Annotated in this window: 10 protein-coding genes, 1 tRNA gene and 2 pseudogenes; 8 read left to right on the top strand and 5 right to left on the bottom strand. The window is 60.6% G+C overall.

Annotated features, from left to right (window positions below):
• Positions 1–209: 209 nt before the first annotated feature.
• The 7 genes and pseudogenes from fdnG to ACZZ0D_RS11145 all read left to right on the top strand — a co-directional run bounded on the left by fdnG (position 210) and on the right by ACZZ0D_RS11145 (position 9,425).
• Positions 210–3,275, top strand: a pseudogene (fdnG, locus tag ACZZ0D_RS11175) (formate dehydrogenase-N subunit alpha).
• Positions 3,276–3,289: 14 nt separating this feature from the next.
• Positions 3,290–4,225, top strand: coding sequence for a formate dehydrogenase subunit beta (fdxH, locus tag ACZZ0D_RS11170; protein ID WP_034154153.1), 936 nt, complete (start codon positions 3,290–3,292; stop codon positions 4,223–4,225).
• Positions 4,222–4,887, top strand: coding sequence for a formate dehydrogenase subunit gamma (locus tag ACZZ0D_RS11165; RefSeq protein ID WP_053120000.1), 666 nt, complete (start codon positions 4,222–4,224; stop codon positions 4,885–4,887). The genes fdxH and ACZZ0D_RS11165 overlap by 4 nt, the downstream gene beginning before the upstream one ends.
• A gap of 3 nt (positions 4,888–4,890) precedes the next feature.
• Positions 4,891–5,817, top strand: a complete 927-nt coding sequence (fdhE, locus tag ACZZ0D_RS11160) for a formate dehydrogenase accessory protein FdhE (protein WP_463553248.1) — start codon at positions 4,891–4,893, stop codon at positions 5,815–5,817.
• Between the two features lie 189 nt (positions 5,818–6,006).
• Entirely contained in the window at positions 6,007–7,410 is a 1,404-nt protein-coding gene (gene selA / locus ACZZ0D_RS11155) for an L-seryl-tRNA(Sec) selenium transferase (RefSeq protein WP_463554798.1), read from the top strand.
• Positions 7,407–9,323 (top strand): selenocysteine-specific translation elongation factor, encoded by a 1,917-nt coding sequence (gene selB, locus ACZZ0D_RS11150; protein WP_463554797.1) that lies wholly within the window; start codon positions 7,407–7,409, stop codon positions 9,321–9,323. Before selA ends, selB begins: the two co-directional genes overlap by 4 nt.
• 6 nt (positions 9,324–9,329) lie before the next feature.
• A tRNA-Sec gene (locus ACZZ0D_RS11145) sits at positions 9,330–9,425 on the top strand.
• Between the two features lie 64 nt (positions 9,426–9,489).
• On the opposite strand, the gene ACZZ0D_RS11140 is transcribed toward ACZZ0D_RS11145, so the two are convergent.
• The 5 genes and pseudogenes from ACZZ0D_RS11140 to ACZZ0D_RS11120 form a co-directional block, all read right to left on the bottom strand.
• Positions 9,490–9,780 carry a type II toxin-antitoxin system RelE/ParE family toxin gene (locus ACZZ0D_RS11140; protein WP_463553247.1) on the bottom strand — a complete coding sequence of 97 codons (291 nt, stop codon included), beginning with the start codon at positions 9,778–9,780 and terminating at the stop codon, positions 9,490–9,492.
• On the bottom strand, positions 9,773–10,018 hold the full coding sequence (locus ACZZ0D_RS11135; protein ID WP_053120009.1) for a type II toxin-antitoxin system ParD family antitoxin: 246 nt from the start codon (positions 10,016–10,018) through the stop codon (positions 9,773–9,775). Before ACZZ0D_RS11135 ends, ACZZ0D_RS11140 begins: the two co-directional genes overlap by 8 nt.
• A 197-nt stretch (positions 10,019–10,215) precedes the next feature.
• Positions 10,216–11,482, bottom strand: a pseudogene (locus ACZZ0D_RS11130) (OprD family porin).
• 186 nt (positions 11,483–11,668) lie between these two features.
• Positions 11,669–13,372 carry an amidase gene (locus tag ACZZ0D_RS11125; protein WP_463553246.1) on the bottom strand — a complete coding sequence of 568 codons (1,704 nt, stop codon included), beginning with the start codon at positions 13,370–13,372 and terminating at the stop codon, positions 11,669–11,671.
• A 271-nt stretch (positions 13,373–13,643) separates the two neighbouring features.
• Positions 13,644–15,026, bottom strand: a complete 1,383-nt coding sequence (locus tag ACZZ0D_RS11120) for an aspartate aminotransferase family protein (RefSeq protein ID WP_401237811.1) — start codon at positions 15,024–15,026, stop codon at positions 13,644–13,646.
• 157 nt (positions 15,027–15,183) lie between these two features.
• Here ACZZ0D_RS11120 and ACZZ0D_RS11115 point away from each other — a divergent pair, with 157 nt between their 5' ends.
• The gene (locus ACZZ0D_RS11115) at positions 15,184–15,789 is read left to right on the top strand and encodes a TetR/AcrR family transcriptional regulator (protein WP_463553245.1); all 606 of its coding nucleotides are present in this window, start codon (positions 15,184–15,186) and stop codon (positions 15,787–15,789) included.
• Positions 15,790–16,261: the final 472 nt, after the last annotated feature.

Genomic DNA, 16,261 nt, shown 5'->3' with positions numbered 1-16,261 from the left:
ACGTTATTGTTTCTGACCCGCCGCATTCGGGAGCAAGCCCCCTCCCACAGGTTTCACAGTGCATGACCGATTGTCGCCGACGGTCGGTTTTCACACAGAACGTGTGGTCTTTGTCTACAGTGAAAAGGTCGGCAGACGTTTGCCGCAACCGTGTTTGTCCAGATAAAACCCGGCACAAGTACCGGGTTCCACCTGATCAGGAGTGCACGATGGATCTCAGCCGTCGTCAGTTCTTCAAGGTCGCCGGTATCGGCCTTGCAGGCTCGAGCCTGGGCGCGTTGGGCATGGCCCCGACGCTGGCCTTCGCCGAGCAGGTGCGCCACTTCAAGCTTGCCCACACCCATGAAACCCGCAACACCTGCCCGTATTGCTCGGTCGGCTGCGGTTTGATCATGTACAGCCAGGGCGATGCTGCGAAGAACGTTGCGCAAAACATCATTCACATCGAGGGCGACGCTGACCACCCGGTCAACCGCGGCACCCTCTGCCCGAAAGGCGCAGGCCTCCTCGACTTCATTCACAGCCCCGGCCGTTTGCTCTACCCGCAAACGCGCAAACCGGGCAGCAGCGAATGGACGCGGATCAGTTGGGACGAAGCGCTCGATCGCATCGTCGACCTGATGAAGACCGACCGCGACGCCAACTTCATCGAACAAAATGCCAATGGGCAAACGGTGAATCGCTGGCTGAGCACCGGTTTTCTCGCGGCGTCGGCGGCGTCCAACGAAGCCGGTTACATCACCCAGAAGGTGATTCGCAGTCTCGGCATGCTGGGGTTCGATAACCAGGCGCGTGTCTGACACGGCCCGACGGTGGCAAGTCTTGCCCCGACGTACGGCCGTGGTGCCATGACCAATACCTGGACTGATATCGCCAACGCGAATCTGATCCTGGTGATGGGTGGCAACGCAGCAGAAGCGCATCCGTGCGGCTTCAAATGGGTGACCGAGGCCAAAGCGCACAACGCTGCGCGGCTGATTGTGGTTGATCCGCGTTTTACCCGCACCGCTTCGGTGGCCGACTATTACGCGCCGATCCGCACCGGCACCGACATTGCCTTCATGGGCGGGCTGATCAATTACCTGCTGACCGAGGACAAGATCCAGCACGAGTACGTGCGCAATTACACCGACGTCTCGTTCATCGTCAAAGAAGGCTACGGCTTCGAAGACGGTATCTTCAGCGGCTACGACGTCGCCAAGCGCAGCTACACCGACAAGTCCGGTTGGGGTTACGAGATGGGTGATGACGGCTTTGCCAAAGTCGACCCGACCCTGCAACACCCGCGCTGCGTCTATCAATTGATGAAGGTGCATTACAGCCGCTACAACATCGACCTCGCCAGCCAGATCTGTGGCATGCCGGTCGACGCCATGCAGAAAATCTGGGACGAAATCGCCACCTGCTCGATTCCGGGCAAGACCATGACGATTCTCTACGCCCTTGGCTGGACGCAGCACTCGATCGGCGCGCAGATCATCCGCAGCGCGGCGATGGTGCAACTGCTGCTGGGCAACGTCGGCATGCCCGGCGGTGGAGTCAACGCCTTGCGCGGGCACTCCAACATTCAGGGCCTGACCGACCTTGGCTTGCTCTCCAATGCGCTGCCGGGATACCTGACATTGGCCAGCGACAGCGAGCAGGACTACAACGCCTTCATCCATAAACGCACGCAAGTTCCGCTGCGCCCGGGGCAACTGTCTTATTGGCAGAACTACAGCAAATTCCACGTCAGCCTGATGAAGTCGTGGTACGGCGCCAACGCCACCGCCGAAAACAATTGGTGCTACGACCATTTGCCGAAACTCGACATTCCCAATTACGACGTCTTGAAAATGTTCGACCTGATGAGCCAAGGCAAGGTCAACGGCTACTTCTGCCAGGGCTTCAATCCGATCGCCGCGCTGCCGGACAAAAACCGCGTGATGGGCGCATTGGCGAAACTGAAATGGCTGGTGGTGATGGATCCGCTGGCCACCGAGACCTCGGAGTTCTGGCACAACGTCGGGCCGTACAACGATGTGAAAAGCGCGGAGATCCAGACCGAAGTCATTCGCCTGCCGACCACGTGTTTTGCCGAAGAGGACGGCTCGCTGGTCAACAGCAGCCGCTGGTTGCAATGGCACTGGAAAGGCGCTGATGGCCCGGGCGAAGCGCAGACCGACATTCGCATCATGGCCGAACTGTTCCTGCGCCTGCGCAAGCGCTATCAGGCCGAGGGCGGCAAATTCCCTGATCCGCTGTTGAAACTGACGTGGCCGTACAAGATCCCCGACGAGCCTTCGCCGGAAGAACTGGCCAAGGAAATCAACGGCAGCGCCGTGGCTGACTTCACCGATGCCACAGGCGTGGCGGTCAAGGCTGGCTCGCAACTGGCCGGGTTCGGCTTGCTCAAGGATGACGGCAGCACCGCGTCCGGCTGCTGGATTTTCGCCGGTAGCTGAACCGAGGCCGGCAATCAGATGGCGCGGCGCGACAACGCCGATCCGTATGGCATGCACCAGCATTTGGGCTGGGCGTGGGCGTGGCCGGCGAATCGGCGGATTCTCTACAACCGCGCTTCGGCAGATGTTTCCGGTAAACCGTGGGATCCGAAAAAACGTCTGGTCTGGTGGAACGGCAAAGCCTGGGGCGGCACCGACGTGCCGGACTACAAGGCCGACGTGCCACCAGAAGCCGGGATGAACCCGTTCATCATGAACCCCGAAGGCGTGGCGCGATTCTTCGCCGTCGACAAGATGAACGAAGGGCCATTCCCCGAGCACTATGAGCCGTTTGAAACGCCAATCGGCATCAACCCGCTGCATCCGCAAAACAAGAAAGCCACCAGCAACCCGGCGGCGCGGGTCTTCGATTCGGTCTGGGAAACCCTCGGCGAGGCCAAGGACTTCCCCTACGCCGGCACCAGTTACCGGTTGACCGAGCATTTCCACTTCTGGAGCAAGCACTGCAAGTTGAACGCGATTGCCCAACCCGAGCAGTTCGTGGAAATCGGCGAAGTGTTGGCGAAAGAGAAGGGCATCGCTGCCGGCGATCGCGTGCGGGTCAGTTGCAAACGCGGCTTTATCGAAGCGGTGGCAGTGGTGACGAAAAGGATCCGGCCGTTGCAGGTCAACGGCCAGGTCGTGCATCAGATCGGCATCCCGCTGCACTGGGGTTTCACCGGCCTGACGCGTCACGGTTACCTGACCAACACCCTGGTGCCGTTCCTCGGCGATGGCAACACACAGACCCCGGAATCCAAGTCATTCCTGGTCAACGTGGAGAAGCTCTGATGGAGAATCTTTAAATGGCCAGCCAAGACATCATTGCCCGCTCGGCCACCACGACGGTGCCGCCGTCGGTGCGGAATCAGGAGGCGGTGGCGAAGCTGATCGACACCACCAAGTGCATCGGCTGCAAGGCCTGCCAGGTCGCCTGCTCGGAGTGGAACGAGCTGCGCGACGAGGTCGGCCACAACCACGGCACCTACGACAACCCGCAGGATCTGAGCGCGGAAACCTGGACGTTGATGCGCTTCACCGAACACGAAACCGATGCCGGCAACCTCGAATGGCTGATCCGCAAGGACGGCTGCATGCACTGCGCCGAGCCCGGTTGTCTGGCGGCGTGCCCGAGCCCCGGCGCGATCATCAAGCACGCTAACGGCATCGTCGATTTCGATCAGGATCACTGCATCGGCTGCGGTTATTGCATCACCGGTTGCCCGTTCAACATTCCGCGCATTTCGCAGAAAGATCACAAGGCCTACAAATGCACCTTGTGTTCGGATCGCGTCGCAGTCGGGCTGGAACCGGCCTGCGTAAAAACCTGTCCGACCGGCGCCATTGTTTTCGGTACCAAGGAGGACATGAAGGAACACGCTGCCGAACGCATCGTTGACCTGAAAAGCCGTGGTTTTGAAAACGCCGGTTTGTATGACCCGGCAGGCGTTGGCGGCACGCATGTGATGTACGTGTTGCATCACGCCGACACGCCAACGATCTACGCCAACCTGCCGCAGGATCCGGCAATCAGTCCGTTGGTGGGTCTGTGGAAAGGCATCAGCAAACCTCTGGGCCTGCTGGCCATGGGCGCGGCGGTGTTGGCCGGGTTCTTCCATTACGTGCGCATCGGGCCGAATCGCGTCGAAGAAGATGAACATCCAACCCCACCCGACACTTCGGTGCACGTCGTTGACCCGGCGGTGCACACCTTCGATCCACGCGGGGAGGAGCGGCCATGAGCAACAAGACGATCCTGCGTTACACCGCCAACCAGCGCACCAATCACTGGCTGGTGGCGATCCTGTTTTTCATGGCCGGACTGTCCGGGCTGGCGTTGTTTCATCCGTCGCTGTTCTGGCTGAGCAACCTGTTTGGCGGCGGGCCATGGACGCGGATTTTGCATCCGTTCATGGGTGTGGCGATGTTCGTGCTGTTCCTCGGTCTGGTGTTCCGTTTCTGGCGCGCGAACTTCTTTATCGACAACGACTGGAAGTGGATGCGCCGCATTGATCGGGTGCTGGTCAACGATGAAGAAAGTGTACCGCCGGTGGGCAAATACAACGCCGGGCAGAAGCTGCTGTTCTGGACTTTACTGCTGTGCATGCTCGGGTTGCTGTTCACCGGGCTGGTGATCTGGCGCGCGTATTTCAGTGCGTTTTTCGGCATCACCGTGATCCGCTGGGCGATGCTTCTGCACGCGCTCGCCGGGTTCGTGCTGGTACTGAGCATCATCATTCACATCTACGCCGGGCTGTGGATCAAGGGTTCGGTGGACGCGATGATGCACGGCTGGGTCAGCCGCGCCTGGGCGAAAAAACACCATGAACTGTGGTATCGCGACATCACCCGCGACGAACGTCAACCGGACGTGCCGGAGCGACCGATCACCAAAAAGGGCTGACTTTTGCCAACCATTCTTGAACCTGGGGAAATTGAAGCGGCGGCCAGTTCGCCGCCGTTTCTGCACCTGCCGCCGCACAATCTGTTTTCCCTGCGCGCTGATCGCCTCGAGCAATTGGCCGAGGGGCATCCGTTGGCTGAGTATCTGCGCCTGATCGCCGGTTTATGCCGGGTTCAGCAACAGGTGTTCGACGATCCACCGCTGACAGCGCCGTTTGATCAGCAACGGATCGAGGCGTGTCAGCAGCATGGGTTGCCGCCGTTCGCGGCGGATACGTTGGTGCGCGAGGAGGGTTGGCAGGCCTATCTCGAGGCTTTGTTGCAACGTTATCAGCCGGGTGAACAGCCTGCTGTTGTCGAGGCGGTCGACACCTTGCGCGGCGCCAGTCCCGGCCAGCTGCGCGCATGGGCGGTGGCGTTGGTCAGCGGCCAATATTCGATGGTGGCGGCGCAATTGGTGCCGTTTCTCGGGGCGGCGCTGCAAGCGGCGTGGAGTCATTGGCTGCTCACTACGGCGGATCTCAAATTGAAACCCGGCGATAGCCTCAGCCAGTGCCCGGCCTGTGGTTCGCCGGCGATGGCGGGGGTGATCCGTCATCGTGGCAAGCACAACGGTTTGCGCTATCTGGTCTGTTCACTGTGTGCCTGCGAATGGCATGTGGTGCGGGTCAAGTGCGTGTATTGCGAATCGAGCAAGGGCCTGGATTATTTCAGCCTTGAGGATGATCGCCACGCGGCGAATCAGGCGCCGTTGCGGGCTGAGGTTTGTCCGGGCTGTAACAGTTATCTGAAACTGGTTTATCTGGAAAACGATGCTGACGCTGAGGCGCTGTCGGCGGATCTCTCCAGTTTGTTGCTGGACATGCGACTGGCGCAGGACGGTTATCAGCGTCTGGCGCCGAATCTGTTGCTGGCACCGGGAGACGAATGACAGCAGGGTCTACACTCCTGAAGCAACCTGTGGGAGGGGGCTTGCTCCCGAAGAGGCCATTTCAGTCACATTCTCATCGGCTGACTTACCGCATTCGCGAGCAAGCCCGCTCCCACAGTGGTCACCGGTGTGCTTCAGCTAGACGTTTAGCGTCAGGACATGCCAGACAGTCTATTGGTTTTGGAGTGGCTGATGTCCCTGCGGTTACCTTCCATTGATGGTTTGTTGCGTCACGCTGCGTGTGTGCCTTTGCTTGCGCGTCATGGGCGTGAATCGTTGTTGGCAAGCTTGCGCCAACTGCTTGATGAACTGCGTCCCGGCGTGTTGAGCGGGCAATTGTCGGCGGTTGAAATCAGCCCCGAAGTGCTCGCCGGTCGCGTCGGCGAACGCTTGGCGCAGCAACAACGCAGTAACGTGCGCCGGGTGTTCAACCTCACTGGCACCGTGTTGCACACCAACCTCGGCCGCGCCTTGTTACCGGACGAAGCCATCGAAGCCGTGCAAATGGCCGCGCGTTATCCGCTCAATCTTGAGTTCGATCTGGCCAGCGGCAAACGCGGTGATCGCGATGATTTGATCGAAGGCCTGATCCGCGAACTGACCGGCGCCGAAGCCGTCACCGTGGTCAACAACAATGCCGCTGCGGTGCTGCTGACGCTCAACAGCCTGGGCGCGCGCAAGGAAGGCATCATCTCGCGCGGTGAGCTGATCGAGATCGGCGGCGCCTTCCGCATCCCCGACATCATGGCCCGCGCCGGCGTGCGTCTGCACGAAGTCGGCACCACTAATCGCACCCATGCGCGCGACTACGAAGCAGCGATCAGCCCAAGTAGCGGCTTGATCATGCGCGTGCATGCGAGCAATTACGCCATCGAAGGCTTTACCGCGCGAGTGCCCACCGCTGAGCTGGCCGAATTGGCGCATCGGCATGCTTTGCCGTTGCTGGAGGATCTGGGCAGCGGCAGTTTGCTCGATTTGACGCGCTGGGGTTTGCCGGCCGAGCCGACGGTGCGTCAGGCGCTGCTCGACGGCGCGGACATCGTCACCTTCAGCGGCGACAAGTTGCTCGGTGGCCCGCAGGCCGGTTTGATCGTCGGGCGAAAAGAGCTGATCGCGAAGATCAAGAAGAACCCGCTGAAACGCGCGCTGCGTGTCGACAAGCTGACCTTGGCGGCGCTGGAAGCGGTGCTGGGTTTGTACCGCGATCCGGATCGGCTGGCCGAGCGTCTGCCGAGTCTGCGACTGCTCACTCGACCGCAGGCGGACATTTTTGCGCAGGCCTCGCGCTTGCAACCGGCGCTGGCTGAAGTGCTGGGCGAGGGTTGGCAGGTCAGTGCGGTTGAGGCCTTGGGCATGATCGGCAGCGGCAGCCAACCGGTGGCGCGTTTGCCGAGTGCGGCGTTGTGTCTGCGCCCGCACGTTTCCAAGCGATTGCGCGGGCGTTGCTTGTTGAATCTTGAAGCGGCACTGCGCGCGTTGCCGATCCCGGTGCTCGGCCGTATCGACGACGATGCGCTGTGGCTGGATCTGCGCCAACTCGACGATGAGCCGGCGTGGCTGGCGCAGCTGCCGCAGTTGCAGGTCAATCCGTGATTGTCGGCACGGCGGGGCACATCGACCACGGCAAGACATCGCTGCTGCAAGCGCTGACCGGACAAACCGGTGATCGTCGTCCGCAGGAACGCGAACGCGGGATGACCATTGACCTTGGTTATCTGTATGCCGAACTCGAACCGGGCGCGGGCCTGACCGGGTTTATCGATGTGCCGGGGCATGAAAAATTCACCCATAACATGCTCGCCGGGGCGCAAGGCATTGATCGGGTGTTGCTGGTGGTCGCCGCGGATGACGGCGTGATGCCGCAAACCCGTGAACATCTGGCGATCGTCGAACTGCTCGGCATTCCGCGCGCGTTGGTGGCGATCACCAAGTGCGACCGGGTCGAGGCGGGCAGGGTGGAAGAAGTGCAGCGTCAGGTGCTCGATCTGCTGGAGGCCGGGCCGTTTGCCGAGGCGCCGGTTGTGATTGTCTCGAGCGTGACCGGGCAGGGCGTTGATGAACTGCGCGAACTGTTGTTGCGCTCGCAACGTGAAGTGCTGGAACGCAGTCGTGAGGGTGGTTTTCGATTGGCCATTGATCGGGCGTTCAGCGTCGCCGGTGCGGGGATTGTGGTAACGGGTACGGCGCTGTCGGGCGAGGTCTCGGTGGGCGATAAACTCACGCTCGGGCCGTCAGGGAAATCGGTGAAGGTGCGCGGGTTGCACGCGCAGAATCAGGCTGCTGAGCAAGCCTTCGCCGGGCAACGGGTGGCGCTGAATCTGAGCGGCGAACGCCTGGAATTGGCGCAGATCCATCGCGGGCAATGGCTGCTGAGCGATTGGCTGCACGCCCCGACTCAGCGCGTGGATATCGAATTTCAATTACTGCCGGGCGAACGGACTTTCGAGCATTTTCATCCGGTGCATGTGCATCTCGGCACGCAGGACGTGATCGCGCGGGTGGCGCTGCTTGAAGGGTCGCGCCTGAGTGCTGGTGAGCGGATGTTCGCGCAACTGCTGATCAACGCCCCAGTGCATGCGGTGAAAGGGGATCGGCTGATCCTGCGCGACTCAAGCGCTCAGCGCACCCTCGGCGGTGGGCGCGTGCTGGATCCGTTTGCCCCGGCCCGACAGCGCCGCAGTCCTGAGCGTTTGGCGCAGTTGCAGGCGTTGGCTGACAGCGAAAGTTTTGAGCAGGTGTTGCCAGCGTTGCTTGATCACAGCGCCGGCGGCCTCGGCCCGCAACGGCTGGAACGTCAATTCAATCGTCCGCGCGCAAGCTGGTCTTTGCCTGAGAATGTGCGCCTGATCGAGACGCGCCAAGGCCCTGTGCTGTTCAACGTGCAGCGCTGGGGGCAACTGAAATTCACCCTGCTGGAGCAATTGGCGAAGTTTCATGAACTGGAGCCCGATCAGATGGGCCCGGATCGTGATCGCCTGAGACGCTTCAGCGCACTGCCGCTGGAACGTTCGACGTTTGCCAGTTTGCTCGACGAATTGCGCGATGCCGGCGCGATCTCTGCCAGTGGCCCGTGGCTGCATCTGCCTGATCACCAGGTGCGCCTGAATGCCGAAGACGAGATCCTCTGGCAGCGACTGCAACCGCTGTTTGAAAACGGCGGCTACGATCCGCCGTGGCTGCGCGACGTGGCGAAAATGCTTGGCGAGGATGACGCCGTGGTGCGTTTGCTGTTGCGCAAACTGGCGCGGCTGGGGCTGATGCATCAAGTGGTGCGCGACCTGTTCCTCAGCGACAGCCAACTGCGCAGGATGGCGGCGATCCTCCTGCAACTGGCCAAGGAAAATCCGCAGATCCAGGTGACAACCTTCCGCGATGCGCTAGGCTTGGGACGCAAACGCTGTATTCAGTTCCTCGAATACTTCGACCGCCTCGGCCTGACCCGGCGCAGCGGCGAAGCACGGCAAATCCGCTACGACAACGCACTGGCCAACACCAGCGCGCACTGAGTTCAAGGAAGGCAATCGCGCCCGGTGGCGCGGCCGGGCTTCAAACCCGGTTGGGGACGGCATCCGTTCCCGGGCAGGTTCGACTCCGGCTGCCTTCCGCCAATTATCAGAATCAAAAGATCGCAGCCTTCGGCAGCTCCTACAAAAGCCTGCGATCTTTTGATATTCAAAGTTTGCGTTGCGCATCCATCCGATCATGCAGGATTCGAATGATCGCAATGCCATAGGCCGTAATGCGAAAGTAGATCATGTGCCGTTCTACGCTGCAGCGCCGATAACCAACACGGATGGCATCGCAGGCGGGTGCTGTTTTGGGACGCTCAGTCAATTGAGCAAATGCAGTGGTGATAATATCGATGTAACGATTTGCCTGATCCAGGCCCCATTGTTGCGCGGTATAACTCCAGATCGCCTCGAGGTCGCCCTCGGCAGCAGGTGTCAGGCGATATTCAGCCATGCGTAGTCAGCATTCTCTGTTTGAACGCCTCTGGATCGAAGGGGCGTGGTTTGCCGCTAGACTCACCTTCGCGAAGCGCTGCACGAATCGTTTCAAGTTCAGCAGTGCGTTCTTGTTCACGTCGGATCAGATCGCGAATGTATTCGCTGTCGTTGGTGTAATGGCCGGCGTCGATTTGAGCTTTGATCCAGTTATCTTGTTGGTCAGTCACGGTGATGGTTTTTCGAACGGTTCCCATGATCGGGCCTCCAGTGAAAGGGTCGATAGCGCGGAATTTATCATACTATTGGTGCGCTAAGGTGCTCTCTTGTGGGAGCGGGCTTGCTCGCGAAAGCGGTGGGTCAGTCAACATCGCGGGCGACTGATGCGCCGCCTTCGCGAGCAAGCTCGCTCCCACAGTTTTGATTGTGTTTCGGGCAGGGTGATTGTGTTTTGTCAGAAGGCGAGCGGGTATTGGATGACGACGTAGATACGGTCGATGTCGTCGCCGGACTGGGCTTCGTTCGCGCGGTGGGAGACGTGGGAGAGTTGTACTGAGAGGTCTTTTGCCGCGCCGGACTGGACGATGTATTTCATGTCGATGTCGCGCTCCCAGTGCTTGCCGCCATCGCCTTGCTGCAGTTGATACGCGCCGCCAACCGGGGCGTGGGTGCCGTCGATGTGGTCGCCGGTGACGTAGCGGGTCATGAAGGTCAGGCCGGGGATGCCGAAGGCGCCGAGGTCGAGGTCGTAGCGTGCTTGCCATGAGCGTTCGTGGGCGCCGTTGAAGTCGGCGTATTTGATTGAGTTGGCGAGGTAGATCGAGTCACCGCCGACAAAATCAAACGGTGTATCGCCATTGATCCGCTGCCAGCCGAGCATTACTGCGTGCGGGCGGAAGGTGTATTTGCCGGAAAGGCTGAAGGCTGTGTTGTCGATCGCGCCGGCCAGCGCCTGGCCGGTATCGCGGGTGTGGTAGAGGTTGGCGTCGAGTAGCAGGCCGGATTGCTTGAAGTGCAGATTGCCGTAGTACTGGCGCCAGGTGTCGCTCAGGTCGGAGGCGTAGAGCGCGCCGCCGAGAGGGCTGTCCGCGAACAGATCGGCGCCGATAAAACTGATGCCGCCGGCTTCGGTATTGGCGCCGTAGCCGTAAAAATCGCCTTTGCCCGATGAGCTGTCCTGATTCTTGAATGCGGTGAAATGACCGGCGACCAGATTGAGGTTGTCGATCTCTCGGCTGTTGAGCAGCAAACCCGTGGCGTATTTCCGGTTGCAGGCGTTTGTCGGAGGTGTCGAAGACCGGCGTTTCTACGGTCATTTCGCCGAACGCCAGAGTGGTGCGCGAGGTTCTCAGCTTGAGTGCACCGCCGGCACTGGAGTAGTTGCTTTCGCTGCGGCCGTCACTGTCGACCGGCAGCAAACCCGTGCCGGAATGGCCCTTGCCGCCATCGAGTTTGAACCCGGAAAAGGCGTGGGCGTCGATGCCAAAGCCAAGTGTTCCTTCTGTGAAACCTGATGAGAAGGTACCGATAAACCCTTGAGCCCATTCCTGTTTATAGTTTTTGCCGCTGGGTGAGGGGGATCGGTAGTCGTTGCTCAAATAGAAGTTGCGCAGAAGGACTTCGGTTTTCGCGTCGTCAAAGAAATCGCTGGCGGCGCCGGTTCCGGACAGACCACAGAGCAGGGCTAGCAGGGTGAGACGCGAGGGTGCGCGATGGATCATGGTCGGTGGCCAGCAGCAATTGAAGTGGCACCGATGATCGCGGGATTTCAGAGCAGGCGATTGAGCCAATGTGCTGACTTGATGGGCCCTTGTAGGAGCTGCGGCACGCTGCGATCTTTTGATCTTGATTACAAAAAACCAAGGATTAAAAGATCGCAGCGGTCCGCAGCTCCTACAGGGATGGTGTTACGACAGTGGCGGGGTGCGGGGCGGGATCTGGCGTTTGCTGCCGGTTGATTCGAATGCAGCGGCCAGGCGCAGCAGGCTCGAATCGTCGTAAGCGCGACCGGCGAAGGTCAGGCCGACCGGCATACCGATGTCAGCCATCACGCCCATCGGCACGGTCACGGTTGGTACCCCGAGGTGACGGATCGCGAGGTTGCCGTTGGCCACCCAGATGCCGTTGCTCCAGGCAATATCGGCTGACTCCGGGTTAACGTCGGCATCCGCCGGGCCCACATCGGCCACCGTCGGGAACAGCACGGCGTCGAGACCGAGCTTATCCATCCACTCTTCCAGATCGATGCGACGCGTCTCTTCTAGCCCACGCAAGCCATCGGGCACGGTGCTGATTTCATTCCACGGCGTGATCCCGCGTTCAGCCATGCGCACGTATTCGTCCATGCCGGCGACCAGATCGCCCTCACGGTTGGGCAGGGTGCCCAGCTCGTGCGGGAAAATCTTCAGCCCGTCGACGTCAACCAGACGATTGAGCTTCGGATCGCCGTTGGCTTGCAGGAAGTCGTCGAACGCCCAAGCGGTCAGATCCCACAGTTCATGGTGAAGAAACTCTTTCGAGACCAGACCACGGGTGAACACGGTCGGCGCGCCAGGACGATCGCCTTCGCAGTTGGAGACCAGCGGGAAGTCGGTTTCGATGACTTCAGCGCCGGCCGCTTCGAGTGCCTGACGTGCTTGTTTCCACAGATCAATCACCGATTCGCGGGTGTTGATGCGCTGGCCGGTCGGGCCACCGATGCCCGGTGCTTCGCTGGTGCCAGCCTCAGGATCGGCGTTGATGAACATGCGTGGTACGGCGAAACGCTTGCCGGCCAGCGCTTTGGAATCTGCTGCCAGATCAGCATAAGCAGCAGGGCGCACGGAGCTGACGCTCGGGATCGGCACCCACGGTTGCAGACGCCAGAGATCGCCACGGGTGTCCGGGTCTTCGGCGACGACGATGTCTAGGACTTCGAGCAAGTCAGCCATGGTGCGTGCGTACGGCACCACAACGTCCATGGTCGGGGTCAACGGCCAGTTGCCGCGCACCGAAATTACGCCGCGCGACGGCGTATAGGCGCACAGGCCATTATTCGAGGCCGGGCCACGACCGCTGAACCAGGTTTCTTCGGCCAGACCGAACGCGGCGAAGCTGGCAGCGGTGGCAGTCCCGGCGCCGTTGGACGAGCCGGAAGCAAAGGGTGCGGTCAGGTAATCAGCGTTGTACGGGCTCTCGGCGCGGCCATAAACGCCACGCTGCATGCCGCCATTGGCCATCGGCGGCATGTTGGTTTTGCCCAGGCAAATCGCCCCGGCCGCGCGCAGGCGCTCGATGGTGAAGGCGTCGCGATAGGCGACCAGATCAGCAAACGCCGGGCTGCCGGACGCGGCGGTCAGGCCTTTGACCAGATAACTGTCTTTGGCGGTGTAGGGGATGCCGTCGAGCGGGCCAAGGGTTTCACCTTTGGCGCGACGGGCATCGGCGGCTTGCGCTTCGTTCAGCGCTTCAGGATTGCGCACCACCACCGCATTCAGCGCGGTCGGCGTATCGGCGCCGTCGTAGGCGTCGATGCGCGCGAGGTAGGCTTGCACCAGCTCGACCGAGGTGGTCTGGCCGGATTCCAGCGCAGCGCGCAGTTGCGCAATGGACACTTCGGTGACTTCGATCATGCGGTCACCGCCGTTGGAATGTGGGTGTTTTTCTTGGAATGGGTGTTCATATCGGTTCTCGTTGCACAGCTTTAAGCGACAAGGTGAAGACTGGCGCCTATTTAACACCAAGCGGCGCACGGAGTAATCGGCGGGATTGCCCTACCACCGATTTTCATCCCGACTGGCTCCATCGCGAGCAGGCTCACTCCTACATTTGAAATGCGTTCCAACTGTAGGAGTGAGCCTGCTCGCGATAGCATTATTTCAGCCGAATCATCATTTCAGCCGATCAGAGGACGCCGTACTCCCGCGCCGTGCGATCCACGGCGATGCGCGTCTTGTCGATCAACTCATCCAGCTCCGCCCGGGTCGCTACCAGCGCCGGCGCCATGATCATCCGGCCCAGTGTCGAGCGGATGATCAAGCCTTCTTCAAAACCGATCGTGCGGCAACGCCAGGCCATGTCGTTCTCATTGGCAAAGCGCTTGCGGCTGGCCTTGTCCTCAGCAAACTGCAACGCGGCCACCAGGCCGACGCCCTGAATCTCGCCGATCAACGGGTGATTACCGAACACTTCACGCAAACAATTTTGCAGATACGGCCCGGTATCAGCTTTCACCTGAGCGACCACGCCTTCATCGCGCAACGCCTTGAGGTTGGCAATCGCCACGGCAGCCGCGACCGGGTGCCCGGAATAAGTCAGGCCGTGGGCGAACACGCCACCTTTCTCAACCAGTGCATCGGCCATACGCCGCGACAGAATCAGACCGCCCATAGGGATGTACCCGGAGGTCAGGCCCTTGGCGATCGACAGTGTGTCGGGCTCAAAACCGAACGTCTGGTGTGCGAACCATTCGCCAGTGCGGCCGAACCCGCCGATTACTTCATCGGCGCACAGCAACACGTCGTACTTGCGGCAGATGCGCTGGATTTCAGGCCAGTATGTAGCCGGCGGAATGATCATGCCGCCCGCGCCCTGGAACGGTTCGGCGACGAAAGCGGCGACCTTGTCGGCGCCCAGTTCGAGAATCTTGTCTTCCAGTTGTCGCGCGGCTTGCAGGCCGAACTCTTCCGGGCTGAGGTTGCCTTCGTGGGCAAACCAGTACGGCTCGTCGATGTGCGCGACGTCAGGAATGGTGCCGCCCATTTCGTGCATGAACTTCATGCCGCCCAGCGCCGTCGCTGCGAGGGTTGAGCCGTGGTAGCCGTTCCAGCGGCCGATCATGATTTTCTTCTCGGGCTTGCCCATCACTTGCCAGAACTTGCGCACGGTGCGGATCAGCACTTCGTTGGCTTCGGAGCCGGAGTTGGTGTAGATCGCGTGGCTGTAGTGCTTGGGCAGCAGGCTGAAGAGCAGCTCGGACAGTTCGATCACCGCCGGGTGGGTCGTGTGGAAGAACATGTTGTAGTAGGGCAGTTGTTCCAGTTGCGCGGTCGCGGCGGCGGCCAGATCCTTGCGACCGTAACCGAGGTTGGTGCACCACAGGCCAGACATGCCGTCGAGGTAGCGATTGCCATCGTTGTCCCACAGCGCCAGGCGATCACCGCTGACCATCACCCGCGGGCCTTCTTCGTTAAGGGCCTTTTGGTCGACGAACGCGTGGATGTGGTGCGCGGCATCGGCGGCTTGGTAATCGCTGGTACTGCGGGTCGAATCGAATTCGGCGGACATGGCGGATCTCCAGAGAAAAGGGCGGGTGAGTGCGTTCGTTGCCGCGCTGCACCAATAAAGTTTTGTCACCTAAAAATATTTTTGTAAAGAAAATATTTGTCGGTGAAAAAATATCTCCGTAGGCTGAGGGTCATTGGCAAGGATCATCAGAGGCGACATGAGCGGACTTCGAGAGCGGCAAAAGGAACAGCGCCGGCAGGTGATTGCCGAGGCGGCGCTGGAGCTGTTCAAGACCAACGGGTTTGCGGCGACGACGCTGGATCAGATCGCGGCGCAGGCCGGGGTGTCGGCGCCGACGGTGGTGAATTACTTTGGCGGCAAGCAGGAGATTTTGTTGGCGTTGCTGAAGCAGCCGGATGAGAAGGCGATGCGTGATTCGCGGGCTCGTCTTGATGACGACAGTGATCCGCTGGAGGCGTTGTGTGCGTTTGAGGGGTTGATGACGCATTACCAGTTGGAGGCTATGCCGGCTTCACTGTGGCGGGAGTTGGCGCCGTTTTTGTTTACCGGGGAATTGGCTCGGGCGCTTGATCCTTGGAATGCGGCGGTGATTGAGGAGACCAAGGCGCTGCTCGTGCATTTTCAGGGGGTTGGCAGGATTCGCGACTCGGTTGATATTGATGTGGCGGCGACGGTGTTTAATCAGTATGCGAATGTGGCGTTTATTCGGTTGGCGACTGAGGTGACGCCGGATCGGGAGGCGCATTCACGGCATATGCGGAGTGTGTTGGGGTTGATGTGTCATGGGATGTTGGTTGGGTGATTGGGGTTTTGGGTTTTGGGTGTATATCCGTTGCTGCGGGGGTGGCTGCTGGCGGTTTCGCCCTTACGGCGAGTCACCTTTTCCAAACGCCGAAAAGGTAACCGAAAAGGCTTTGCCCTGACGTTCGGCCCTCGCTGTGGCTCGGGTTCCTTCGCTCCGGGATTTATCCGGGGGGCAGCGCCTACGGTTTGCTTCGCTGCACCTCCTCTCGCTGTGTTTGGCTGCGCCAAACGGTCGCTGCGCTCCCACCCCCGGATCAATCCCTACACTCAGCCTGCCGACGGGCCGGTGAGTCAAGATCAAGAGCAGGCGAGCTGACACTCGGCCTATTGAGTGGTGAAGGGCGGGGCGTGATTGGCTTTGGTTTTTGTGGTGTTTTCGCCCCTCACCCCAGCCCTCTCCCGAGGGAGAGGGAGCCGATTGGTGGGCTTTTTAAAATTTGGGTTCGGCTCGGTCTTTCACGTCGGCGCAT

The sequence above is a fragment of the Pseudomonas sp. AC193 genome (genome assembly GCF_979258075.1).
Note: the sequence above shows the minus strand (reverse complement) of the source record. Positions and strands in the feature narration are given on the sequence as shown.

Bases quoted from the DNA above. Each gene is read 5' to 3' on its own strand.
- ACZZ0D_RS11165 (WP_053120000.1), top strand. From the start codon at position 4,222: ATGAGCAACAAGACGATCCTGCGTTACACCGCCAACCAGCGCACCAAT.
- ACZZ0D_RS11140 (WP_463553247.1), bottom strand. From the start codon at position 9,780: ATGGCTGAATATCGCCTGACACCTGCTGCCGAGGGCGACCTCGAGGCG.
- fdxH (WP_034154153.1), top strand. From the start codon at position 3,290: ATGGCCAGCCAAGACATCATTGCCCGCTCGGCCACCACGACGGTGCCG.
- ACZZ0D_RS11120 (WP_401237811.1), bottom strand. From the start codon at position 15,026: ATGTCCGCCGAATTCGATTCGACCCGCAGTACCAGCGATTACCAAGCC.
- ACZZ0D_RS11125 (WP_463553246.1), bottom strand. From the start codon at position 13,372: ATGATCGAAGTCACCGAAGTGTCCATTGCGCAACTGCGCGCTGCGCTG.
- ACZZ0D_RS11135 (WP_053120009.1), bottom strand. From the start codon at position 10,018: ATGGGAACCGTTCGAAAAACCATCACCGTGACTGACCAACAAGATAAC.
- ACZZ0D_RS11115 (WP_463553245.1), top strand. From the start codon at position 15,184: ATGAGCGGACTTCGAGAGCGGCAAAAGGAACAGCGCCGGCAGGTGATT.